This window comes from Bradyrhizobium sp. 153, from assembly GCF_023073835.1.
Taxonomy (GTDB): domain Bacteria; phylum Pseudomonadota; class Alphaproteobacteria; order Rhizobiales; family Xanthobacteraceae; genus Bradyrhizobium.
In genome coordinates, this window is record NZ_JADPKH010000069.1 from 89,676 (window position 1) to 111,789 (window position 22,114).

Consider the following 22,114-nt stretch of genomic DNA (forward strand, 5'->3'; position numbering starts at 1 on the left):
TTGATGCCTTCTCAGCGAAAATTGGCTTTCTCGTTGTAGATCTTGAAGTCGACCAGCGTGCCGAGCATCTGCAAATATGCGATTAGCGCGTCCATCTCGGTCGGCGAGCCGGTCTTGCCGTCGAAATTGCGCACGACGGCCTTGTAGCGCTTGCTGAAGGCATCGCTGCCGGAGTTGTCCGGATCGGCCTGGGCCTTCATATCGGCGCCGGCGCTCGCGATCTGATCGTCGGTGTAGGGCACCCCGACGGTTCTCAGCGTACGCATGTGGTCGGCGATCATGTCGGGATCGACCTCCGTCTGACTGAGGAACGGATAGCCCGGCATCACCGACTGCGGCACGATCGCGCGCGGGTTGGTGAGATGGGTGACGTGCCAGTCGTCGGAATATTTGGCGCCGACGCGGGCAAGATCGGGACCGGTGCGCTTGGAGCCCCACTGGAACGGGTGGTCGAACATGCTCTCGGCGGCGAGCGAGAAGTGGCCGTAGCGCTCGACCTCGTCGCGCAGGGGGCGGATCATCTGCGAGTGGCAGAGATAACAGCCTTCGCGGACGTAGACGTTGCGGCCTGCGAGCTCCAGTGGCGTATAGGGCCTGACACCGTCGACCGCCTCGATCGTGCTCTTGAGGTAGAACAGCGGCGTGATCTCGACGAGACCGCCGATCGCGATCACCAGCAGGATGCCGACGATCAGGATGATCGAGTTCTTTTCGAAGACTTGATGGCGTGTCCAGAACGACATGGAAAACTCCTCATTCCGCCGGCTGAAGAGCGACGGGCCTCTGGACTTCCGCTTCGCCGACGCGAACCGTCATCCAGAGATTGTAGGCCATGATCATCGCGCCGATCAGGAACAGGGCGCCGCCGGCGGCGCGGATGATGTAGAAGGGATGCATCGCCTCGACCGTCTCAATGAAGGAATATTCGAGGAAGCCGAGCGAGGTGTAGGCGCGCCACATCAGACCCTGGAGGATGCCCGACACCCACATCGCCGAGATGTAGAGAACGATGCCGAGGGTTGCGATCCAGAAGTGCCAGTTGACGAGCTTCAGGCTGTAGAGGCCCTTGCGATTCCAGACCCACGGCACCAGGCAGTAGAGCGCGCCGAAGGAGACGAAGCCGACCCAGCCGAGTGCGCCGGAATGCACGTGACCGATGGTCCAGTCGGTGTAGTGGCTGAGCGAGTTGACCACCTTGATCGACATCATCGGGCCTTCGAAGGTCGACATGCCGTAGAAGGCGACGGAGACGACGAGCATGCGCAGCACAGGGTCGGTGCGCAGCTTGTCCCAGGCGCCCGACAGCGTCATAAGGCCGTTGATCATGCCGCCCCAGGAGGGCATCCACAGCATGATCGAGAAGGTCATGCCCAGCGTCTGCGTCCAGTCCGGCAGCGCCGTATAGTGCAGATGATGCGGACCGGCCCAGATATAGAGGAAGATCAGCGCCCAGAAGTGGATGATCGAGAGACGGTAGGAATAGATCGGCCGCTCGGCGCGCTTCGGGATGAAGTAGTACATGATGGCGAGGAAGCCGGCGGTCAGGAAGAAGCCGACCGCGTTATGGCCGTACCACCACTGGAACATGGCGTCCTGGATGCCGCCCCAGGCGACGTAGGATTTGGAGCCGAACACCGAGACCGGGAGGGCCGGATTGTTGCCGAGATGCAGGACCGCGATCGTCACGATGAAGGCGAGATAGAACCAGTTTGCGACGAAGATGTGCGGTTCCTTGCGCTTGATGATGGTGGCAAGGAAGACGAGCAGATAGGCTACCCACACAATCGTCAGCCAGAGATCGGCGTACCATTCCGGCTCGGCATATTCCTTCGACTGGGTGACGCCGAGCAGATAGCCGGTGCCGGCGATCAGGATGAAGAAATTGTAGCCGACGACGACGAACCAGGGCGCGAGGTCGCCGGCCAGGCGCACGCGGCAGCTCTTCTGGACGACGTAGAAGGACGTGGCGATCAGCACGTTGCCGCCAAAGGCGAAGATCACCGCCGAGGTGTGCAGAGGACGCAGACGGCCGAAGCTGGTCCAGGGCAGATCGAAGTTCAGCGCCGGCCAGGCCAGTTGCGAGGCGATGATCAGGCCGACGAGGAAGCCTGCGATGCCCCAGAACATCGCCATGAAGGAGGAAAACTTGATCGGGCCCATGTTGTAGTTGGGGCGGCCGTTGATCTCCGCCGGCGGCAGCGCCGCCGCGCGATCGAAGTACCGGTTGATGATGCAGAACACCGCGGCCAGGCTCGCGGCCGCGCTGAGCGCAGCGTGGAAGGCGAAGGGCGCGTCGAGCGCCTTGGCCGAGGCGATTAAGCAGAAGAAGGCGGTGACTGCGAACACGACAGCCAGGCCGCTTTCACCTGACGTCATGGATTTGGAGAGGGCGGGCTGGCTCATGCGGATTCTCTCTGAAAGAACACGCCGCCAGAAACCACATCCGCCCTCGCGGGGAATTGATTGAAATCAAGCTAGCTGGATTTCCGTTGATGTGAGACCGAGGCGGATCAGGGAGTAGTATCAATTGCTTGCGCACGGCACGGCGCACACCGCGAAGCATTGCCTCCGGAAAATCACGGAGCTTGAAATCGCGGGATCAGTCCCGCGCGGTGGCCTTGAGAGCCGCGATGACGTCCTCGCGGGCGATGATGCCGACCAGCTTCCTTGCGCCGTCGAGCACGATGATGCTCCTGATGCGATGCTCGACCATGATCTGGAGCACGCGCGTCAGCGTTGTGTCGGGGCTGACATAGATGAACTCGGGCGTCATGACGTCGCCGATCTTGCGGCTCATCAGGTCGGGATAGCGCGGCAGCATCTGGCTCGGCGTGAAGGCGAAGCACTTCAGGATGTCGAATTTGGTGACGATGCCGACCACCTGCCCGTCATCCTCGACTGGATAGGAGTTGAAATCGTCGCGCTCGAACATCTCGCTGAGTTCGAGCAGGTCGAGATCGCACTGAGCCGTCCGTACGTTGCGTGTCATGTAGCCGCCGACGGTCTGTTCAAGAGACTTGTACACGGCGCGTCCTCCTGGATTGGTCTGGGTTCGCCGGCCGTCAGTGCGACAGCAACACGCGGGCCGATTGCGTCATCAGATCATGCGTGGCGCCGCCGAGGATCAGCTCGCGGAAGCGCGAATGACCGTAGGCGCCGGCGACGATCAAGCCGGCGCCGATGTTATAGGCGATCTTCTCTAATTGCGCGGCGGCGGTTTGGTTTCTCGCGGCTTCCGGGATGCGCGCGATCGCAGCGAGGCCGTGGCGAGCGAGCCATGTGGCAACGTCCGTGACGCGCCCCATCGCGGCCGAGCCGTCGCCAGCGTATTCCGGAAGCTCGACGATGGTTATGTCCTTCGCGTTGCGCAGCCTAGGCAATGCATCGACAACCGCCCGCCGTGCCTCGGGCGTGTCCTTCCAGACTATGAGCACGCTACGCAGATCGAGCCAGTTGACTCCGTCGGTTACCATCAGGACCGGCCGGCCAGCCTGCATTACCAGATCCTTCAGGCTTCCAAGCGAAAAGGCATCGGAGAAAGCGGGCTATATGCGCCGCTGACGACGATGTCGGCGCACCGCACCTGCGCCAGGACAAACCGCCTGGGAAAATCCAGGGCGCTGCGCCATTCCAAGTGTCCGCCGCGCGCCTTCGTCGCGGCGCGGATTGCGCCTCCAGCTCGGCAAGGCGTTCCTGACGGAAGCCTGCTCCCGATCGATCAGCCCTAGGGCCTCGGCGCCATCTGCGAAATAGAGCGGCGGAGCGAACTGCGCCACGGCAACGCCGACAATGGTCGCCTCGAACCGCTCGGCGAGTTCGCCCGCGACCTGAAGACGTGCCTCGTTGGGCTGATCGAGCGCCAGGCTGACCACCACGGTCGGATATGTCATCGGGAGCCTCCGGGCAGTACGTTGCTGTGGAAATCTAGCCGCGCCGACGCAAGGCAGGATGAGGTAGATCAATTTTCGGCGCCCAGTTGGGAGAAATCCGCCGATCAGACATCCGAACTTGCCTCCGGTCCGGCCTTGGGCGAAATTGCCGCCACGGGACCCCGCCGCGGGAGAATGGGAGCAATAGCTTGTCGCTGAGCCGCGTAACGCATCCGCCAGAGGACGCTCGCGGCGAGCATTTCGGCGTCCGGATCGAAGGCTTTGGCGTCGGCACCTGGGATCTCGATCTCAGGATGCGCGAGCTGGAGTGGTCGGAAACCGCGAGAATGCTGCTCGGCATCGAACGGAATCAACCGGCGAGCTATGAACTCCTTCTCTCGCGCCTCGGTCCCGCGGACCGCGCGCGCCTGGAGAGCGCGATCGAGCATGTCGTCGACCACGGCGGCGGCTTCGACGTATCCTTCAGAGTTGCCAATGCCTCAGGCCTGGGGCGCTGGATTCGCGCCCGGGCAGGTCTCATCCGGGACGACGCCGGTGCCGCCCGCCATCTCAGCGGCATCTTTCTCGACGTCAACGAGGAGAAACAGGTTGAGGAGGCACTGCGCACCCGCGAGACTCACCTCCAGTCGATCCTCCAGACCATTCCCGATGCAATGATCGTCATCGACGGCCACGGCATCATCCAGCTCTTCAGCACGGCGGCCGAGCGCCTGTTCGGCTGGCCTGAGCAGGAGGCCATCGGCCAGAACGTCAGCATCCTGATGCCTGAGCCCGACTGCACCCGCCACGACGGCTACATCGCGCGCTACCGCACCACCGGAGATCCGCATATCATCGGCATCGGGCGTATCGTGACAGGCAAGCGCCGCGACGGAACCACCTTTCCGATGCATCTGGCGATCGGCGAGATGCAGTCGGGCGCCGAGCCTTATTTCACCGGATTCATCCGCGACCTCACCGAGCATCAACAGACCCAGGCGCGGCTCCAGGAATTGCAGTCCGAGCTCGTCCATGTCTCGCGGCTGACCGCGATGGGCGAGATGGCCTCTGCGCTCGCCCACGAGCTCAACCAGCCGCTGGCGGCGATCAGCAATTATATGAAGGGCTCGCGACGGCTGCTCGCCGGCAGCAGCGATCCGAACACACGGAAGATCGAAAGCGCGCTGGACCGCGCCGCCGAACAGGCGTTGCGCGCCGGCCAGATCATCCGGCGCTTACGCGACTTCGTGTCTCGCGGCGAGTCCGAGAAGCGGGTCGAGAGCCTGTCCAAGCTGATCGAGGAAGCCGGCGCGCTTGGGCTTGCCGGCGCCCGCGAGCAGAACGTGCAGCTCCGCTTCAATCTCGATCCGGACGCCGATCTCGTCCTCGCCGACCGGGTGCAGATCCAGCAAGTCCTGGTCAATCTGTTTCGCAATGCGCTGGAAGCGATGGCGCAGTCGCCGCGGCGCGAGCTCGTTATTGCCAACAGCCGCATCGCCGATGATGTGATCGAAGTGGAGGTGTCCGACAGCGGGTCCGGCTTCCAGGGCGATGTCATTTCAAACCTGTTTCAGACCTTCTTCACCACCAAGGAGACCGGCATGGGCGTGGGACTGTCCATCAGCCGCTCCATCATCGAGGCTCACGGCGGCCGCATGTGGGCCGAGAGCAACGCATCGGGTGGCGCAACATTCCGCTTCACCCTCCCGGCAGCCGACGAGAACTGATTCATGACAACCAAGGGACATGTCTACGTCATCGACGACGACGAGGCGATGCGGGACTCGCTGAACTTCCTGCTGGATTCCTGCGGCTTCGGCGTCACCCTATTCGACAATGCGCAACGCTTCCTCGGCGCCCTGCCCGGCCTCGCCTTCGGCTGCGTAGTCTCGGACATCCGCATGCCGGGCGTTGACGGAATCGAGCTTCTCAAGTGCATGAAGGCGCAGCACAGTCCGTTCCCGATCGTGATCATGACCGGTCACGGCGACGTGCCGCTCGCAGTCGAAGCGATGAAGCTTGGTGCGGTCGACTTCCTGGAAAAGCCGTTCGAGGACGACCGCCTCGTCACCATGATCGAGGCCGCGATCCGCCGGGCCGAACCGGTCGCCAAGAACGAGGCTATCGCGCAGGATATGGCCGCCCGTGTGGCCTCGTTGAGCCCGCGCGAGCACCAGATCATGGAGGGGCTGATCGCAGGTCTCTCCAATAAGCTGATCGCCCGCGAATACGACATCAGCCCGCGCACGATCGAGGTCTACCGGGCCAATGTGATGACCAAGATGCAGGCCAACAGCCTCTCGGAACTGGTCCGGCTGGCGATGCGCGCCGGCATGCTGAAGGATTGAGGCAGGTCAAGGCACGTGTGCGGGCCTGTGGTAGCCACGCAGGCATGATCGAGATCGGCTCGCCCCATCAGCGGCCCCCAGGCGCATCGGCAAAGCCCACCGTCTACGTGGTCGACGACGATGCCGCTGTGCTGGGATCCCTGCGCTTCCTGCTGGAAACCGAGGGCTTTGCCGTGCGGACCTTCAGGAGCGCTCCGGCGCTGCTCAATGCGACGACCCCGCCCGGCGCGGACTGCTACGTGATCGACTACAAGATGCCTGACATCAATGGCATCGAGTTGGCCTGGCGGCTGCGCCAATCCGACGCCGACAGGCCCGTGATCCTGATCACCGGCTATCCCGACGGAAATATCTCGGTAAAGGCAGCGGCGGCAGGGATCACGGACGTGATTTTGAAGCCGCTCCTCGATGAAAACCTAGCGAAATGCATCCGCCACGCCATCCAGGACAGGCGCGGCCACTGACCTACGGGATTCTCCGTAGGTAAACCTCCTTAAGATATCGCTCGAAATTTCCGGATCGCGCGATCCCGCGTACCAATGCACCATCACAACGGAGATGGCGCAGATGCTGACCCAGACGCTCAAGACCCAGGCGATTAAGACCCAAATCGGCGGTAAGATCGCTCCCGCGCTTTCCGTTTCCGAACAGTTCGGCGCGATCGCCGGACATGCCGGCCTCGTTGCCACCGAGTTCTCTTATCGCAAGGACGAGGAGATCTATGGCGAGTACGAGCCCGCCGAATATGTCTATCAGGTCGTCTCCGGCGCGGTGCGCAGCTACAAGCTGCTCTCCGACGGCCGCCGTCAGATCGGCGCGTTCCATCTTCCCGGTGACGTGTTCGGCCTCGAACCCGGCCAGACGCATCGCCTTGCGGCCGAAGCGATTATCGCCACCAGCGTACGCCTCGTGGAGCGAGCCAGCCTCGAAAGGTCCGCCAGCACCGACGTACAGGTCGCGCGCAAGCTCTGGGTCATGACGGCGGGCGAGCTGCGTCACGCCGAAGATCACATGTTGCTGCTGGGGCGCAAGACGGCGATGGAGCGTGTTGCAACCTTCCTGCTCGAAATGGATCGCCGCCTCGCCGTCGCCGGCATGATGGCACTGCCGATGTGTCGGCGCGATATCGGCGACTATCTCGGCCTCACGCTCGAGACCGTGTCGCGCGCGCTCTCGCAGCTTCACGCAAAGCGCATACTCGGCTTCTCCGGCGCCCGCCAGATCGTACTGCGCAACCGCCAGCGCCTGCACAATCTCGATGCCTGATCGCTTTCACCCGGCCGCGTTTCTCCTCTCCGACTTGGCCCGCCGAACGCATTTCGGCGGGCCTTTCTTGCCGCAATCAAGCCGCGGGCTGCGTTTCCGGCCAAGAGGATCAGAGTTGCCAAAACGTGTGCCAACTGCTGCGGCGGAGTTGAAGCCCAAAACGACCAAACCGGTTCGACCTCTCCCATCAGGTTGTGGCCTAGCAGCCGGCCTGACGTTACGGTGCGCGCAGGCGAATGCGGCGCGGATGTTGACGTCCTCTAGATCATCCTGATTTTCGCGGTACTGGGCCTGCTGGCAGCTCTCGCACCAGTGACGCTGGTCTGGTTCTCAGTCCGGGTCCTTCAATGCCGAATCCTGAAGACAGCTTTGTCGAGCCCGCCGCAATCTCCCCTACAAGGCCGACTGGACGAGAGATGGGACCCTCGGCTTGGACCGACTTTCCGCCGCAAGACGCTACGGGCGTCCGATCAAGTAGCCTTGCATCTCATCAGAGCGCGCCTGGACAAGGAGCGACATTTGGACCTTCGTTTCGATCCCTTCAGCAAGCACCGGCACGCCAAGACCCTGAGCGAGCCGATGACAGCGCGAACGATGGCCAACGATCGCTCGTTCTGTCCAAGCGAGCCAACGAATGCCCGATAGATCTTGATCCAGTCGAGAGGGAAGGCCTCGATGGTAGGACAACGAGGAATACCCGGTCCCGAAGTCGTCCAGCGCGATCAGGATGCCGAAGCTCTTGAGCGATTGCATCGTCTTCTTCGCGCGCAAGACATCCTCGATCAGCACGCCTTCGGTGATCTCGAGCTCGAGGCCGGCCAGCGACAGCCCGCTTTCGCCCAGCGCCTTTCGGACTTGCGCATCGAGGTTCTCCCTGCGGAATTGCGCGGCCGAGACGTTGACGGCGATCTCAAGAGTCGGTTCCACGACGCGGCCTCACGGCAAGCTTCCATCAGCACCCGGTCGTCAATCTGGGCAATCGAACAGCCTCAGAGCGCCGCTCACGCCGCTTAAGCGCGATCAGCCTACCGCCAAAAAGGCCTTGCCCGCTCAGGCATGTCGAGGGGATATCGCATGACAGAACTGTCGGGTGGGACGCGCTTTTTGAAGCCAAGCGACCGGGGCGGAAAGTTCCGGCAGGCGATCGCCCATGGAAACAAAGCCATTACGGATCGGTCCGTCACTTGGGGCTTCTCGGAGAGAGCCGATCCGCTCACCATCCCTCGAAGGCGAACGCGAGCGAGCGTTTCGCCCAGAACAAGGCGAGAGGGCCGCTCGGCGGAGCACAACCAGGACACAGAAAGCGAGGCCGTCGGAGGTGGTACCAGGGGGTGGCGCGATGAATATCGCAACCGCCCGGCCAAGGTCTTCGGCGGGATAGCGACGCTGTGGCCCTGCCGGCAAGCGTCAAAACACCCAGAAGCCCGCAAGGCAACCCCGGTGAACTTACCTAGACAACTGGTCTCCACGAGGTCCTAACTGGTTCTGCACGATATGACCAGTGTTGAATGTCGCTCGCAACCGAGACTAACCTGGAATCTGCACCGGCAGTGCGGAATAACCGTGCACAAAATTGGATTGAACTCGCTCCGGTTCGCCGACCACCTTTACCTCCAGAGATCGCTTCAGCATCTCCTGCCACAGGATTTTCAGCTGCAGCTCTGCAAGATGCCTACCCATGCAACGATGAATCCCAAAGCCAAAAGAGAGATGTTGCCGTACATGTTCTCGATCGATGATGAAGCTGTTGGGGCTAGCAATAACGTCGTCGTCTCGGTTGCCAGAGATGTACCACATCACAACTTTATCGGCTCGCCTGATTTGCTTGTGCCCTATCGTGAAATCGTCCACAGCGGTCCGGCGCATATGCGCGATAGGCGTTTGGTATCGTATAATCTCGGATACCGCCCCCGGCACTAGCGAAGCATCATCGCGGAGTTTTCGCAGTTGGGACGGATTTTGACTCATGAACAAGACGCCACCGGTAATTGAGTTGCGCGTAGTATCGTTACCTCCAACAATCAGCAGAATGAGGTTGCCCAGGAACTCACATGGCTCCATGTTTCGGGTCGCCGGTGAATGCGCCATCATAGAGATTAGGTCAGCGCGCGGCTCGGATTTTGCCCGTTCGCTCCAAAGCCGTGTGAAATAGTCCAAGCACTCGGACAGCACCGCCTTTCGCTTTTCCCAGCTGTCGATCTGGTGGCCCATTTGTGGACTCAAGGCGGCTACGTCCGACCAGTAGGTCAGCAGCCGTCGATCTTGAAATGGAAAGTCGAACAGCGTGGCCAGCATTTGGGTCGTCAACTCGATGGAGACTCTATCGACCCAGTTGAAGGTATCATTGCGCGGCAAACCGTCCAAGATCTTCTGAACCCGCGAGCGGATCAAGCCTTCAAGCTTCGCCAGGTTCTCCGATGCTGCGATCGGACTGACAGTCTTACGCTGCTGAGCATGGACAGGAGGACTCATCTTAATAAAACTGGGAGTCCAATACTTCTGCGGCGGGTCCACAATTGTGACGCTTCGCTCTGACGAGAATATTGTGTGATTTGAATCCACGGCTACGATGTCGCGGTATTTTGTTATCGACCAATATGGACCGTACGGGCTGTCTTCGCAATAATGGACGGGATCTTCCCTTCGCAGCCGCTCGAAACAAGGCCAAACGGTATCATCTTCAAAGCGCTTGGGCTCGCTTACATCAAGGCGGCTCAGCGGGATGTCAGCCTCCTCGCAAGCGTTCTCTGCCGATAAGTCTGTCATGATTGTCTCGCGGACATTGGCGTGCAATTTTGAAAGCTCGGCTCATGCGCTATTTGCACTCGCATGGAAGCTCGGTCGAAACACAACGAGCTGGGCCCTCCAGTAACAATGTGTGACGCATGTCCATGGCTGGGCTTCGCGAGAGCTCGCACAATCGTCAGAACTCTGAAATTATCTTACGGCCTAAGTTACTTGGGAACTTGGTTCGGCCCCCGTCGATAAAGATAGTGGAAAGGCGAGCGAAGCTCCCCTATCAAGATTGGGGAGGCGCGCGAACTCGCTTTTGTGGTAGTCAACATCAGGACACAAGCACTCGCCGCGATGGCACCCAGCGGCACGCCCGGTTGCCACTCGACTACTTATATTGCGCGAGCAGATGGGACCCTAATCACGGTAGGGACTAAGAAGAGAGCGCGGTTTGCCAAGGACACTCGTTTTTCCTTCACTCGCGATGCGGGCTTTCGTAGAATGAATGAACAGGAGACCAAACCGGCGATCGTGCGCGAGCCGGACGAAGAGTAAACTAACCTGACGTCACAACTGGCACTAAAGTAGCGTCCATGCGCTGGAATAAAAGAGAATTGGCACAGCTGGAAAAGCTCTGGGCCGCGGGACAGAGTGCCGCGCAGATCGCGCGTCATCTCGAGTGCAGTCGCAACGCAGTTTGCGGCAGGCTAGCTCGGTTGGGCCTCACTCGAGGTCACAAGCCACCAACAGCAAAACCCAAGATTAGACCCGCCCCGAAGCGAGGGCCGACGGCGATGGCGGCTGGTCGCGATTGCGTCGGAACGAAGCTGTCGCAAAAGGCGCTAGATAGCCAGCCTCAGGAAATGAGCAAGCGGCAGCTTTACGCGATGCTAGCTGAGGCAGTCAGGAATACCGCGTAGAACTATCAGGCGCGCCGCGATCTCCCGGGCTATGCGCCGTACTTGGTCCATCCGGACGATTTGCTTGTTGGTTTGCGCGCTTTGTGGCTATGGGACGAACAGTGGCGTCGAGTAGAATGTTCGCGGCGGAGGCTCGATCGTAGGTCAAGTCATCCAATCTCAAGAGGCTGGATGCACTGAATTAGAAGAAGAATGCGTTCTGGTTCTTGAGCCTGTTTTCGGTTATGCGTCTTCGGGGAAGCGCCCGACGTCCTGGTTTGCGCCGTGTTTGGAAGTTTCTGCACACGCCGTGCCCGACGAAGTACACGAGCTCGGGTGAAGCCGCTTGACCGTGAGCCTGTCCCGATGGAACCTCCGACAGGTACCGCCCCGGCATCGGTGACAAGCTCAGCCTTGGAGCAACTTCACGGACCGCCGAGCTCTCGAGATATTGTCTGACGTCGGTCAAAATAGACTCCTGCAGTGCCCAGACACACGAAGACGACCACCACCCACCATAGGTGCCTTGACGATCTGTGCAAAACCGGTGGCAAGTCTGAAACGGCTGTTCAATTGCATCGATCACTTCTCGCTCGCCTACCCGGCTCATTACTTTTTCCATACCAACTGCGAGAACACACTCACGCCAACAGCCGTGGCGCCGCGCGACACCGACGATCCTCGCATTGGTGAAGTTCGACTACGTGGATGTCCCGAGCCGGCGCAGGATCCCTGGGTAAATGGGGAATACGCCAGGCAGAAGTCAACTACCAAACCTTGTCAGTTGATGAACATTGCGAGGCGACGTATCAATTTTGATCGATGGACCTCGCACGAGTCAGTTCGTGGAGCAGTTCGAGCTCTAGCAGCGTCAACGGCCCCGGTGGATGTCTCGTTGGCGAAGGTCGGAGATTAGCGAAGCGGAGTTGAATCTGGGGCCTCGCCGTGGCCGTGTTGATTCGAGTATCTCGCCTGCAGCAGTTGTTCTCTGTCTTCGAGAGGAACGGCTTGCTATCCCACACCGCGTTTCGTCAGCGGATCGGCCGTCACGCAAGCTTCCAATTGTGTAGCGATATTCCGGACTACTGTCGGCAAAAAGGAATGCAAAAGACTCCGCTTGCGACCACAAACTTCGTAAACATAGGATAACAATCGTTGCAGACCTCGGTCCTGGAAAAGTATTGCGATGCTCGCCTTCCTTGGTACACCATCTATCCAACTGTAGCCCAGTTCTCCACGGTGGTCGGCGCCGAAGCCTCTGAGAAATGGCTGCAGCGCCTGCCGGTTAATGAGTCCGTGTCGCTCTATTTCCACGTTCCGTTCTGTCGATCGATTTGCTGGTATTGCGGCTTCGCTCGAAGCATCACTCGCCGGGATTCACCCATCCGAGAATATTTGGCGGTTCTTCGTAAGGAGATCGAGTTGGTCGCGGCGCAGGTGCCGCAACGGCTGCCTGTGAGCGACGTGCACTTCGGCGGTGGAACGCCGACCCTCATCGAGCCCGCGCAGTTCGGGGCACTGATGGAACTTCTGCGCCGCCGCTTTGCGGTTTCGAAAACGGCCGCCATCGCTGTTGAGATCGACCCGCGCACGTTCACGCTCGCCACATCCGAAGCGTTAGCGGCTGCCGGCGTGAACCGCGCGAGCCTGGGCGTCCAGAGCTTCGATCCAATTGTTCAAAAGGCCATTAACCGCGTTCAGAGTGAGGCACAAACAGAGCGCGCTGTCGAAATGCTGCGGCAGCATGGAGTAATGCGCATCAACTTCGACCTCATCTACGGTCTGCCAAATCAGACGGTGCAGTCCTGCGTTCAGACCGCGACTACGGCGGTGGCCATGCGACCAGACCGGCTTGCGGTATTCGGCTACGCGCACGTTCCTTCCTTTAAGAAGAATCAGCGCCTGATCGACGAGGCAGCGCTGCCAGACAGCCCTGCCCGTGCAGAACAGGCCGCGGCAATGGCCAATACACTGATTGCTGCGGGCTACCGCCAAATCGGACTTGACCATTTCGCCTTGCCGGACGATGAGCTCGCGCTGGCGCAGAAAGCCGGTCGCCTGCGGCGGAACTCACTGGGTTACTCGGCCGACACCTGCCATAAAGTCATCGGTTTCGGCCCGTCGGCCATCGGCCGAGTTGGCGATGGTTACGTCCAGAATGAAGTTGCAGCGGGTTCTTACAGCGGCCAAATCAAAGCCGGCCGTCTGGCGACGTCAAAGGGCTACTGTCTCAGCCTCGAAGACCGCGTCCGGGCCGCAATCATCGAGCGGCTGATGTGCGATTTCGAGGTCGACGTGCCGGCAATTTGCATTGCTCATGGATTTGACCCGGTCCCGTTCCTCGGTTCACCCGAACGCTTGGCAATGCTCGCCGAGGATGGGATCGTGGAGGTGGAAAAGGGATTCATCCGCGTGAGGCAGGAGCATCGTTTTCTAACTCGCGCTGTGGCCGCCGCATTCGATGCTTATCTCGGCGCGCCGCTCTGTTAAGGCCAGCCAAGGAGCGCTGATCGTATGAATGCATTACCTTCCGTTACGCGCCCAGAAGCCCGGGTAACGAGTTTCGCTCACCTGGTGCACTCACGTACAGCGCCAAATTCGTAAAGGACGCCGTGCGCAGCTGCGCGACGAGAGCCGGCCCGGCCCTAGCCGCGAAGTCAGCTAGGCGAGTTGCTGCCTGGAATTGGACGCCCCCGACTGCAACGCAGTCCGCTCAAGCGGCGTGACCGACAAAGTTCATCACATCACCACCATTGCCCGTGTGGCCGCGGACCTCGACCAGGACGACGACTGGCTGCGGGACGTCGCCAACAAAATGGCGATCGAGGACGGCTTCATTTGGGTCTACCGCGTCGGAGAAGATGAGATGTAGGCGTTCAGCGACTTCGGTATCGAAAACCTGATCGAGCTCGTCCGGATGTACGAGGATATTTCGACCTCCTCAAGCGCTGGCAGCCCGGGATACCGCAATCAGCCTGCGGTCTACGCTGGATACGAACTCCCAGCAAAGAGGAGCGCTTCGTGGTGATGCACGACGGATCCTATTGATGTGCATGGTCGCCGCTCGACCGGAATCGCTACGGATCGCTGCGTGCAATCCAGAGCAGCAGCTGGTCGACGCGATGAGCTAGACCAAAGAGCACAAAAGGACCGGCGCCGGCTCGACACGGCGCCAACGATAATCGAGCACCACAGTTAGAACCGGATCCCGCGGGATCGAAACAAGTTTCCCGTAAGAGCCTCGCGCAACCGGAATCGAAGCGACCTTCCCGAATGGCACCCCTCGATGCTGCCATACCGGAGTTCGTCCCTGACGCCGGGACGGTCTCGCGCCGAGCGGCACGACAGATTCGCACAGCGAGGCCGACGTCCCGCGCCCGGTCAACCTACCAAACCTAGCAATTGATGGAGATGACGGACACATGCCAGTCAGTGCCGGTGAAACTCGCTCGGGCCACATCAAGGACGAAGTCGCGATGCGATATAGATCCGGTAACTCCAATCGAGCTGATGGATGTTCTGTCTGGTCCCGCAGCTATCAAAACGCCTCCAATCGCGCTCTCCATCTTCCCATGAGAGCCAATCAAGGCCTCGTGCCGGCCTCAGCGAGCTTACGGGCGTCAAAAGATGTTAGCCCCTTCTGCCCGCCTGTGCTTCATCCCATGGACCGAGCTGCGGGCGTTTCTAGGGTCCGGCGTGTTCTTATGCGAGCTCAGCTAGCGCGGCTCTCTGTTGAAGAACATCCTCGTGGCAGCGGATTTGTCGCGAGAATCCCTGGGCTCCGGCGCTGGCCGCCAATCTCTTGCCAGCGAACGTCACATCGAGCAGGCCACACCCCGTCTCGACACGGTGCAGCAGATGCTTGCACTCGATTAGCGATCGAGCGGCTGGGTTGCGTCGCGCTGGGTACCACCACGTTGGCCAAGCTGCGCCAGCAGTGGTGATAGCGCGGAAGGCTGAGCGGGTCTCGTTGGCATAGAGATGCCGCCTGGCCTCAAGCGTCACCTAGTCCGCCTTGAGCACTAGGATCCCGAACCGGTCTAGACCGTCAGGTGGACGTGCACCTTATTCAAATCGACGGACGTGGAAATCACGATGCATTGTTGCGGTATAGCGCCAGTATCCATGCGGACATACTCGGCTGGCGAAGTTGCTTTCATCTCTCGACCAAGTGCGAAGTCAAGAGGGCGTATTCTCCTTTCCCTGATAGCTAGTCTCGCCTGCAGTTCGGCGGAGGCAGAACCTGGTGATATCTCTGGCCCTAGAAGTCACAGCCCCGATGAGCTCGCCGAAGCAAGAAGCCAAACAATCTCGAATCCGGCTGTAACCTTCCGAAGCGGCCGGCCCAAAGGAGCAGCGCGCCTTTCTGGGAACTCGCTGCCAAAAGCAGCTAGGTCTACCACAACGCGCGACAGTGCGGAGGTCACCGCCAAGAGCAGAAGTCAAAAGCAGATTGACCCATTCGCAAAATTCGAGAAGCTCCGCGAAAAAGGTGCGGCGTTCACTGGGCCTGGTCCTGCGGACACCATAGATCAGGATACAGCTTCTGTCAGATCCGAGCTTTCGGATCTCGGGATTGGATTCGCCGGCTGGACCCTAAACACGTTTGTCAACAATCAACTCGGTAATGCGACCAGAAGCACCATCGCCAATCAACAATATGTCGGCCAGAATCCGACATTTAGTACGGTCAACTCTATGATCGTGACCTATGACCTCGCTCGGTTTGGAATTCCCGACGGTCAGATCGTCGTGGGAGCCGAGCATCAATATTGGACATGGAAGAGCGCCGGGCCAGACCGACTGGGAATTAATGCAGTTTCCTACTATCAAACGTTCTTCGAAAGGAAGATCGAACTCAAAGTGGGTTACCTCAGGAACCAACATGAGTTTGCGGGTGCCGGAGAAAAAGTTTTTGGACCCTCGTCGAAGATGCTGTTCCAAGCAGGCATGAGCAACAATTGGGCGCCAACGCCGGCTTTTAATCTGAAGTACAATTTTGACGATCGCTTATATAACAAGCTCTCAATCCAGCGCTCGCTTAGTCCAGCCGGTCAATATACGCATGTAAGCGAAAATCCCACTGGCTTGAACTGGAGCACGCGCGACGCGGGCATTCTTTTACTTGATGAAGTTTGCTATAAGAACAAGCCTGCTCCCGGGGTACCCGAGACTTGGCTGCGGGCTGGCGCGGGCTTTAACAACAGCAGCTACACGGACCTACAGCATCCGACGCAACCGACAGCCAAGGCGAACAGCGTCTACTATGTAGCTGCGGATAGGCAATTCTGGCAGTCTGCCGTCCATGGCTCGGCATCTCGCGGAATCTATGGCGGGTTCTCTGCGATGTACGCTCCGCCTGACCTAAATAGGGCTAGTCAGTACTACGAGCTTCGCCTGTATGCGAAGGGCCTATTTGACAGCCGGCCCACTGATCAGATGAGTCTTGTTGTCAACAACACCATCTGGAGCCATTTCGCGGTGGACGCTGCATTGGCGAAAGAGCAGCTGGCGCACCGGGACAGCACAGCAATTTCGGGACTGTATACGGCGCATCTGGCGCCCGGGATATATACAACCGTAGGACTGACGTACATCAATCACCCGACAAGCATTACCTACACGCCGCAAACAGGACACGCCCTGAATATATTGGTATCTACGTCGGTATTCTTCTAGGCTCTCAGGACTGCGCGGACCGTCATGTAGTCGATATCCCCACTCGCCCTTTTCAACGGTGTGGGCCTCCCATCACGGCGATTTTGGTATCCGCTGTGCTCCTGACGCGAAGCCGGGTACCCCGTAGATTGAGCCGTGATATCCAACGTAGCATGCTGTTGGGAATGGTAGGTTAGAGCCTGCTGCTTCGGTCTACGAGCGATAGGCCGATCCGGCCGCGGAATGATCTTCGATGCTCATTTGTTCAATTGAGTGCTGAGCTTGCGGCAGCGACATTGCTTTTGGATGATTGCTGGTGCAGTTCGTCAGACTCGCGTCCGAGCTCGTACTCTGCCATGACAAGCCGAAATCGTGCCCTCGGAGCTTAGTTCACGCCGAAGAGGTGTGGTAAGCGGAACCGCGACACAGGTGCCAAAGCTACCCAACTACGGCAATCGCTATATCTGTCCGACGGTCGTGGCGCTGGCCGAAACGCGATGCGCGAGGTCGGCGGAGATGTGCCCCCCCTTCGGCGGCAAATCGACCGAACGCGGCCGGATGACTTGCGCCACTCGAATGCTGACTCATTTTCGTCGGTCGAGACGAGCTTTAGCATCTTACTCCAGCAAGGAGGTCGCCTCCCGAGTCTGCGGCGCGTTAGCCCTCCCACCCAATTGCGCGTGGCGTTCTGCTGGGTTCACTTCTCTTCTCAAACATCTATTCGCGCGAACATGCGATAAGAGCAGTGCATGATCGGTGAATTTGCCGAGCCTTGCTAGGCAACCTTCGTGGACGAGTGCTTCGTCGTCTTGAGGCGCGTTACACTGCATCGACCGTCGACGCTGACGGGCGCGTCACCATCGATTGTGGCACGATGAACGACGCGATGCTGGTCACCGTAATCGTTGACCGCATAATGCTGCGTTGCGCGGTTATCCCAGATCGCGACATCGCCTTCTTTCCAGCTCCAGCGTACGGTGTTTTCGGGTGCCGTGATATGAGACTGGAATAGATCAAACAGCTTCTGACCGTCGCGTTTTGGGATATCAATAAACCTTTGCACCAGATCGCCGAGCACCAGCGCGCGCTCGCTGGTCTCGGGATGTACACGGACCACCGGGTGCTCCGTCTCATAGATCGTTTTGGTAAAGACCTCATCAAAATGCTTCTGGTCGATTTCGCGAACACGGCAGGTCCCGGCGTAGTCGAAGGCGTTGCTGTGAACGGTCCAGAGTTCGTCGGCAAGCCGTTGGAGCGGCCGCGGCAGATCCAGATAGGCGGCCACAGCGTTTGACCAAATCGTATCGCCACCGGACGATGGGACCACAATGGCTCGCAGCACCGCAAGTCTAGGATACGCCGCGAGAAAGGTTCCATCGGCGTGCCATACATCAGCCCGGCTACCTCCGCGCGCGGAATCAAGCTCGATGATCGAGGTCGTTCCATTGATCGTACCGAGTGTCGGATGCGGCACCAGCCTTCCCAAACAAGCAGCAAAGCGCTCCTGCTCCGCGTCATCAAGATGCCCCTGATCACGGAAGAAGATCACCTTGTGTTCGAGCAGCAAGCTGTTGATCCCAGCGATAGTTTGGCTCGGTAAATCACCCGAGAGCGTGATATTTCTGATTTCAACACCGATGCGCGCTGCGCGCTTGACGACGTCGGTCAGTGGAATGACACTCTCGGTCGAAGCCGTTTGTTTCATTGCGAATTTTTCCAAGCTTTGCAGATTCTTCAAGCGGACAAGGGCGCGTGTGACTCGGTTTCGAAGGCGAGCCTCGCGCTACGGGTACTCTCGAGCAAGCACCATGCCAGTCGGAAAACGGAGCTGTGAACGTCCGTCAGGTACAGGATCGGATTCGAGTCAAACAGTTTGCCAGGAACTCGATGCCACCTCCACCCTCTTGCCAACGCCACCCGGGTCGGCGGCGAAAGGCATAGGGCACATAATCGACAAGAAATGTACCGCTCGGCACCCGAAGAGAAAGGCCATACGGTCCTCGTGCAACGTCGGGCAGCCAGCTGTGCGTGCTGTTCTCGTCCAGTATGCGCCCTCCGCTCAACAGTTTGCGGAAGTCGGCCAGTCTCGAGCCGCCTCTGCGAAAGGGCCCATCACCGGCTCTCAAGGTGTCCGGGACCTGCCCTGGCCGTGATCACTGCCGAAACATCATCGGCTGGAAATGGAAGAGGAATAGATGACCTTGGAAGAGCTCCAAACGATGAACTACGGCTGAGGCGAAAGCCATTGATCCGCGGCACTGGGATCGCGATGTTCTCGATGCACAGACGTCCGAGCACGGCGAGGCAGATGTTCTGCACGGTCCGGCTCGGTTTGCTCAACAAGCCAAAGATATGTCCACTACCAGTCTTGATAGGTGTTTCAATGTTGTCAAAGTAGTTGCCCTCGATCAGTACTTGCACAGATGGTCCAGCATCCACTGCATGGAAGAATCCGCCGCTCTGTTGCGCATTCGTGTTGCGGAAGTAATTGCTAAGGAGATGAATAATAGCCTGCGCTCCGTCAATGTGCGGCGCCCGCCCTGAGATCTCATGGAAATAGTTATTTGCGATGGTGATCGTCTGCGGGACACCAAGAAACAGGAGATTCCAATGGTGCTCCCCGTTACAATAGGAGGAATAGGTATCGCTGCCATCGAAGTCGTTCCAGGAAATCGTAATATTCGTCGTAGGGCCAAAACCGCCGGCAATCATCTGCCGCCCGATATTGTGAAATCGGTTGTGATCGATCCTAACCAGGTCGGCTCGTGCAATTGCAATAGCATCGCCGGCAAATATCACGCCTTGATTGATATCACTGATGGTCAGGTTGCGAATAACGACGTTGCTGACCCCATTTAGGCGTAGCCCCTTCCCTTTGATTGTAGCGCTCGGGCCAACGCCGATCACCGTCTTGTTTGAGCCAATCTCCAGCGGGCGCTTGCCGGCCCTGTCGAAGCCGACCAATGTCTTCTCCTTGCCATCGCAATGCGCATCGTTGCCGTCTATAAGGAGAAGGGACTCACTCTTGTAAGGTGCCGAACAAGCACGGCCGTATTGGCAACCCTGCCCCTCGCCTTGCCCTTCCGTACCGGTAAAGTCTATTGTTCCGGCTACCTGGATCTCGCGCGGACTATTGTCATTGCAGTGCCCGTAGCTGTACGAACGACACAACTCATACTTCAGAGCTTTGGTTGATCTGACCTGAACTACCTCGCCTCCAAGGCCGCCCGTCGCTGCAGAGCCAAAGCCCTTGAGGGCTTCCGATCGCACATTGTTCGATCCGAGCGCGGAAGAGACGCCGACGACGACAGCAAGTCCACCGAGCACGCGCAACGACCGCTTGATGTGCTCATCGTGTCCTTCATAGGCATATGCTCTCTCTTACCCGGAAAATCCGCACGAGGACTTGAACTCTCGAACTGAAATGCTGAACTGGAATAGGCCATCAGCATGCGGCGTTAACGCCATCAGATCGTCCTCAATAAGGCAGGATCGGAAGATCGGAACCATGCTACGCAACAGCCGAAGTGTGCAGCCGCAGGCTCCGCGCCAGCTGTGATGGATCTGGGTAGCCATAGAGCCAATCACGGCCGATGAAAGCAGCGGTCGATGCTTCGAGGCCCCGTCAGCGGAATACTGTAGCGCGCAACACGTCTGGCCTGGGAGGATGGGCCGTCGCTCCCGACGTTTTGCTGGACCGGCGGGAAGATAGGCGGCGCGGCTGGGATCCTCGTCTTCCTGGATTGCACGTCGGATGTCAGGCCCCTTCTTCTGCGATATAGATGGGCCAGATTGGCCCCGTATGTCGCGTGCCAGACACATCACACGGACGGACGCCTCCTATCGATTCATAACCGGCAATCATCACGCCGCCGGAATGGCTACGATTTCCTTGTTTTTGATTGTCTGTCCAGTGCCAGGGGCGGATCTAGCACAGCCAGTCAGCGCCAACCTGCGACTCGCGGCGCTTCGAGCTGATGCGGCAGGGCTCAGCCGCAATTCTGGTCGTCCCCACTCACAGCCCTAAGGTGAAGCTGCTCATGTGCTGCAGTCATCGGCACGAAGAGCCGAATTCGTCTGCAAGCGGGCGCATAGAAGGCAACGGCTGACCAGCGTGCAAACTCACCCTCCGATGTGCACCTGCACCTTTGACGCATCATAGGTTTACTGCCCCCAGGGCCTAGCGCGCGCGGAGGACTGAAACCACCCACCAAAACTGATCGTTTTTATGATCCAGCATGAGGTGTACCCCAGTCCGAATCATGAGTCGCCCGGCTTTCCCTCGGGCTGCCGGGGAGCTTCGTCGATGTACACGCCGCCCTCCTTCCAAGTTGTCGATATCACCGACGTTCATCGGACGATGCGCCAGGCACGCTCGGCGACACTGATCACCGCTACTCACGAAGGGCTTGTTGGAACGATGCTGCCCGTAGTACTCGACGAGCGCGAAGGCTCCATGGGCACGATTTACGCCCACGTGGCGCGTGGGAATCCGCAGTGGAAGCTGACACCGACTGGCGAGGCGATGGCCATTTTCGCTGGAGCGGAGGCCTATGTCAGCCCCTCCTGGTACGTGACCAAGCACGAGAGAGGCGAGGCCGTACCGACGTGGAACTATGTCGCTGTGCATGCCTACGGGCCGGTCGAATTCTTCGATGATGCCGATCGGCTGCGAACGGTGGTCACGCGGCTGACCGATGTGCATGAGCGCTCGGGCAAAGACCGCTGGGCGGTTTCTGACGCCCCTGCCGATTTCATCAAAACGGAGCTTAAGGGGATTGTCGGTCTGCGATTGCAAATTACACGGCTCGATGGCACGCGGAAGATGAGCCAGAACCGCAACGCGGCGGATCGCGCCGGCGTCATCGAAGGGTTATCGAAGAGCGACCGTGACGACGACCGTCGTGTGGCTCACCTCATTGCGAAAGGATGACGAACTCGAACGACGTATTGTGAACGACGCGGTATCACCTGGATTTTCTCCATATCCTCGACTGCTCTCCTTCTGCGCAGCGATGCGCCGGCGGCGGTCGGTTCCTGCTCGCCTCAGGCGCTTTTACAGAGCACAGAAAACCATACACGACGCCATCGCTTGCGCGTCAGCTATTGCGAGCGGCAGCAGCGGCGCGAGGGCCCAAGCCAACTCCGGAGAAGAAGAGCGGTACACCGGTTGTAATCCGGGGCCTGCTTCGGCGGCGCATGACAGGAATGCTCTGCATTGAGATCGGATTGACGCCCTGCAAGTCTCAAGAGACTTGCAGGAAGCCCTCAAAGCGTCTTGAATCTGATGTTACGGTCAGACTGTAGATCTTCTGACAATTCGCGACAATCTGCGCTCGTT

General features: G+C 59.3%; 19 protein-coding genes. 10 read left to right on the top strand and 9 right to left on the bottom strand.

Going from position 1 to position 22,114, the window contains the following annotated elements; translation table 11 throughout:
• Positions 1-11: 11 nt before the first annotated feature.
• The 5 genes from ccoO to IVA91_RS15705 all read right to left on the bottom strand — a co-directional run bounded on the left by ccoO (position 12) and on the right by IVA91_RS15705 (position 3,890).
• The gene (gene ccoO, locus IVA91_RS15685) at positions 12-743 is read right to left on the bottom strand and encodes a cytochrome-c oxidase, cbb3-type subunit II (protein WP_247458943.1); all 732 of its coding nucleotides are present in this window, start codon (positions 741-743) and stop codon (positions 12-14) included.
• A 10-nt stretch (positions 744-753) separates the two neighbouring features.
• Positions 754-2,403, bottom strand: coding sequence for a cytochrome-c oxidase, cbb3-type subunit I (gene ccoN, locus IVA91_RS15690; RefSeq protein ID WP_247458944.1), 1,650 nt, complete (start codon positions 2,401-2,403; stop codon positions 754-756).
• Positions 2,404-2,599: 196 nt separating this feature from the next.
• Positions 2,600-3,025, bottom strand: a complete 426-nt coding sequence (locus IVA91_RS15695; RefSeq protein WP_247418527.1) for a CBS domain-containing protein — start codon at positions 3,023-3,025, stop codon at positions 2,600-2,602.
• 37 nt (positions 3,026-3,062) lie between these two features.
• A complete protein-coding gene (locus tag IVA91_RS15700; RefSeq protein ID WP_247458945.1) occupies positions 3,063-3,497 on the bottom strand; it encodes a universal stress protein in 435 nt (144 codons plus the stop codon).
• A 48-nt stretch (positions 3,498-3,545) separates the two neighbouring features.
• Positions 3,546-3,890: a hypothetical protein gene (locus IVA91_RS15705; protein ID WP_247458946.1), complete on the bottom strand. Its 345-nt coding sequence runs from the start codon at positions 3,888-3,890 to the stop codon at positions 3,546-3,548.
• A gap of 188 nt (positions 3,891-4,078) precedes the next feature.
• Between IVA91_RS15705 and fixL the strand changes: the two genes are divergently transcribed.
• The 4 genes from fixL to IVA91_RS15725 all read left to right on the top strand — a co-directional run bounded on the left by fixL (position 4,079) and on the right by IVA91_RS15725 (position 7,483).
• Positions 4,079-5,596 carry a sensor protein FixL gene (gene fixL, locus IVA91_RS15710; protein ID WP_247302472.1) on the top strand — a complete coding sequence of 506 codons (1,518 nt, stop codon included), beginning with the start codon at positions 4,079-4,081 and terminating at the stop codon, positions 5,594-5,596.
• Between the two features lie 3 nt (positions 5,597-5,599).
• Positions 5,600-6,217 carry a response regulator FixJ gene (gene fixJ, locus IVA91_RS15715; protein ID WP_247458947.1) on the top strand — a complete coding sequence of 206 codons (618 nt, stop codon included), beginning with the start codon at positions 5,600-5,602 and terminating at the stop codon, positions 6,215-6,217.
• A 44-nt stretch (positions 6,218-6,261) separates the two neighbouring features.
• Positions 6,262-6,681, top strand: a complete 420-nt coding sequence (locus tag IVA91_RS15720; protein ID WP_247278990.1) for a response regulator — start codon at positions 6,262-6,264, stop codon at positions 6,679-6,681.
• 103 nt (positions 6,682-6,784) lie between these two features.
• Entirely contained in the window at positions 6,785-7,483 is a 699-nt protein-coding gene (locus IVA91_RS15725; RefSeq protein WP_247458948.1) for a helix-turn-helix domain-containing protein, read from the top strand.
• A 456-nt stretch (positions 7,484-7,939) separates the two neighbouring features.
• Here IVA91_RS15725 and IVA91_RS15730 read toward each other — a convergent pair whose 3' ends face one another.
• Together IVA91_RS15730 and IVA91_RS15735 are read right to left on the bottom strand one after the other, a co-directional pair.
• Positions 7,940-8,410 carry an EAL domain-containing protein gene (locus tag IVA91_RS15730; RefSeq protein WP_247458949.1) on the bottom strand — a complete coding sequence of 157 codons (471 nt, stop codon included), beginning with the start codon at positions 8,408-8,410 and terminating at the stop codon, positions 7,940-7,942.
• A 600-nt stretch (positions 8,411-9,010) separates the two neighbouring features.
• Positions 9,011-10,249, bottom strand: a complete 1,239-nt coding sequence (locus IVA91_RS15735) for a cytochrome P450 (RefSeq protein WP_247458950.1) — start codon at positions 10,247-10,249, stop codon at positions 9,011-9,013.
• A gap of 560 nt (positions 10,250-10,809) precedes the next feature.
• Here IVA91_RS15735 and IVA91_RS15740 point away from each other — a divergent pair.
• From IVA91_RS15740 to IVA91_RS15760, 5 genes are all read left to right on the top strand, one after another.
• A complete protein-coding gene (locus IVA91_RS15740; protein WP_247418522.1) occupies positions 10,810-11,136 on the top strand; it encodes a GcrA family cell cycle regulator in 327 nt (108 codons plus the stop codon).
• Between the two features lie 1,134 nt (positions 11,137-12,270).
• A complete protein-coding gene (gene hemN, locus IVA91_RS15745; RefSeq protein WP_247458951.1) occupies positions 12,271-13,605 on the top strand; it encodes an oxygen-independent coproporphyrinogen III oxidase in 1,335 nt (444 codons plus the stop codon).
• Between the two features lie 232 nt (positions 13,606-13,837).
• Positions 13,838-13,987, top strand: a complete 150-nt coding sequence (locus IVA91_RS15750; protein WP_247278995.1) for a hypothetical protein — start codon at positions 13,838-13,840, stop codon at positions 13,985-13,987.
• A gap of 860 nt (positions 13,988-14,847) precedes the next feature.
• Positions 14,848-14,991 carry a hypothetical protein gene (locus IVA91_RS15755; protein WP_247333138.1) on the top strand — a complete coding sequence of 48 codons (144 nt, stop codon included), beginning with the start codon at positions 14,848-14,850 and terminating at the stop codon, positions 14,989-14,991.
• Positions 14,992-15,240: 249 nt separating this feature from the next.
• The gene (locus IVA91_RS15760) at positions 15,241-16,794 is read left to right on the top strand and encodes a carbohydrate porin (RefSeq protein ID WP_247458952.1); all 1,554 of its coding nucleotides are present in this window, start codon (positions 15,241-15,243) and stop codon (positions 16,792-16,794) included.
• 754 nt (positions 16,795-17,548) lie between these two features.
• On the opposite strand, the gene IVA91_RS15765 is transcribed toward IVA91_RS15760, so the two are convergent.
• Both IVA91_RS15765 and IVA91_RS15770 read right to left on the bottom strand, forming a co-directional pair.
• Positions 17,549-18,478 carry a TauD/TfdA family dioxygenase gene (locus tag IVA91_RS15765; RefSeq protein WP_247458953.1) on the bottom strand — a complete coding sequence of 310 codons (930 nt, stop codon included), beginning with the start codon at positions 18,476-18,478 and terminating at the stop codon, positions 17,549-17,551.
• Positions 18,479-18,885: 407 nt separating this feature from the next.
• Complete coding sequence (locus tag IVA91_RS15770) at positions 18,886-20,100, bottom strand: hypothetical protein (RefSeq protein WP_247458959.1); 1,215 nt, start codon at positions 20,098-20,100, stop codon at positions 18,886-18,888.
• 979 nt (positions 20,101-21,079) lie between these two features.
• Between IVA91_RS15770 and IVA91_RS15775 the strand changes: the two genes are divergently transcribed.
• Positions 21,080-21,706: an FMN-binding negative transcriptional regulator gene (locus tag IVA91_RS15775; RefSeq protein WP_247458954.1), complete on the top strand. Its 627-nt coding sequence runs from the start codon at positions 21,080-21,082 to the stop codon at positions 21,704-21,706.
• The last annotated feature ends 408 nt before the right edge of the window (positions 21,707-22,114 follow it).

Excerpts from the sequence above, each read along its gene's own strand:
- ccoN (WP_247458944.1), bottom strand. The coding sequence starts at position 2,403 with ATGAGCCAGCCCGCCCTCTCCAAATCCATGACGTCAGGTGAAAGCGGC.
- IVA91_RS15725 (WP_247458948.1), top strand. The coding sequence starts at position 6,785 with ATGCTGACCCAGACGCTCAAGACCCAGGCGATTAAGACCCAAATCGGC.
- IVA91_RS15735 (WP_247458950.1), bottom strand. The coding sequence starts at position 10,249 with ATGACAGACTTATCGGCAGAGAACGCTTGCGAGGAGGCTGACATCCCG.
- IVA91_RS15700 (WP_247458945.1), bottom strand. The coding sequence starts at position 3,497 with ATGCAGGCTGGCCGGCCGGTCCTGATGGTAACCGACGGAGTCAACTGG.
- IVA91_RS15720 (WP_247278990.1), top strand. The coding sequence starts at position 6,262 with ATGATCGAGATCGGCTCGCCCCATCAGCGGCCCCCAGGCGCATCGGCA.
- fixJ (WP_247458947.1), top strand. The coding sequence starts at position 5,600 with ATGACAACCAAGGGACATGTCTACGTCATCGACGACGACGAGGCGATG.
- ccoO (WP_247458943.1), bottom strand. The coding sequence starts at position 743 with ATGTCGTTCTGGACACGCCATCAAGTCTTCGAAAAGAACTCGATCATC.
- IVA91_RS15775 (WP_247458954.1), top strand. The coding sequence starts at position 21,080 with ATGTACACGCCGCCCTCCTTCCAAGTTGTCGATATCACCGACGTTCAT.
- IVA91_RS15705 (WP_247458946.1), bottom strand. The coding sequence starts at position 3,890 with ATGACATATCCGACCGTGGTGGTCAGCCTGGCGCTCGATCAGCCCAAC.
- IVA91_RS15760 (WP_247458952.1), top strand. The coding sequence starts at position 15,241 with ATGCGGACATACTCGGCTGGCGAAGTTGCTTTCATCTCTCGACCAAGT.
- IVA91_RS15740 (WP_247418522.1), top strand. The coding sequence starts at position 10,810 with ATGCGCTGGAATAAAAGAGAATTGGCACAGCTGGAAAAGCTCTGGGCC.
- IVA91_RS15765 (WP_247458953.1), bottom strand. The coding sequence starts at position 18,478 with ATGAAACAAACGGCTTCGACCGAGAGTGTCATTCCACTGACCGACGTC.